This is a genomic window from Aromatoleum toluclasticum ATCC 700605 (assembly GCF_000378245.1).
In the GTDB taxonomy this organism is placed as follows: Bacteria; Pseudomonadota; Gammaproteobacteria; order Burkholderiales; family Rhodocyclaceae; genus Aromatoleum; species Aromatoleum toluclasticum.
In genome coordinates this window covers 1-1,065 of sequence record NZ_KB899537.1, presented here as the reverse complement: position 1 = coordinate 1,065, position 1,065 = coordinate 1, and the positions used below count along the sequence as shown (strand labels likewise).

The 1,065-nt window shown below is 72.2% G+C and carries 1 protein-coding gene; it reads right to left on the bottom strand.

The window, feature by feature from the left end:
- Nucleotides 1-138: 138 nt before the first annotated feature.
- The coding region (locus tag F464_RS0127635) for a WD40/YVTN/BNR-like repeat-containing protein (protein WP_018993107.1) at nucleotides 139-1,065 on the bottom strand (927 nt) is incomplete at its 5' end.

Genomic DNA, 1,065 nt, shown 5'->3' with positions numbered 1-1,065 from the left:
CACCATCACCGCGAGGCGATGGTTGAAGATCATGCGCTCGAGGGCATTGCCGGACTTCTGATCGAAATCCGCGAGGGAACGCACCACCGGGGCCCGGTCGTGCGAGTCGTGTGCGACGGCCATCGCGTCGGTCTCCTGTTAGCGAAGGGGCTGGACGCGCACGCCGCGGGCACCCGCGACGAGCACCGCATCCGTGCCGAGGGGCTGCACCGCCGAGGCGGGCGTGGCGCGCTCGAGCTTCACGGGCGAGAAACGCTCGCCGCCATCCTGGCTCACGAGGATGCGCCCGGCCTGGCTGGCGAGCAGCACGCCACCCTCGCCCAGCGCGGCGCCGGCCGTGAGCCCCTCCTGCACGCCGGTCTCGACCTTGTGCCAGGTGGCCCCCCGGTCGGTGCTGCGGTAGGCGTTGCCGCGCAGGCCGAAGACGATGACGGCGGTGTGCGTGCCGGTGACGCCGAAGTAGCTGCCGCGGTACGGGGTGGCGAGTGCCACGAAGCGCGCCGCCGCCACATCGAGGCGCAGCACGAGGCCCTGCTCGCCCGTGACATACACGTCGCCCGCCGCCCGCCGGATGCCGTAGAGGTGCAGTGCCTGCGGGTTGTCGGTGCGATCGAGCCACGGCTCCCAGCTCTTGCCGCCGTCGGTGGTGCGCAGGATCAGGTTGAAGGCGCCCACGACGAAGCCGTTACGCTCGTCGGCGAACCACACGTCGAGGAAGGGGTTCTCCGCGCCCTGCGCGGCAAAGCGCTCGGCCTCGGCGATCCACGCCGCCTCGCCCCGGGTCTTGTAGTGCGCGAGCATCACTTCGCCCAGCACCCGGCCGTCGAGCTGCTTCGTCCAGGTCGCGCCCGCATCGCTCGTCGCGAGCACCACGCCGTCGTGCCCCACCGCCCAGCCCTGCTGGGGCGTCGGGAAGCTCACCGCGACGAGGTCCGAGCTCACCGGCACCTTCGCCTGGCGCCAGCTCCTGCCCTGGTCGTCCGAGTATACGATGTGGCCGCGCTGGCCCACGCCGACCACCCGCGAGCCGGCCTGCGCGAGGCCGTTGATCAGGCCCTTCGCCGC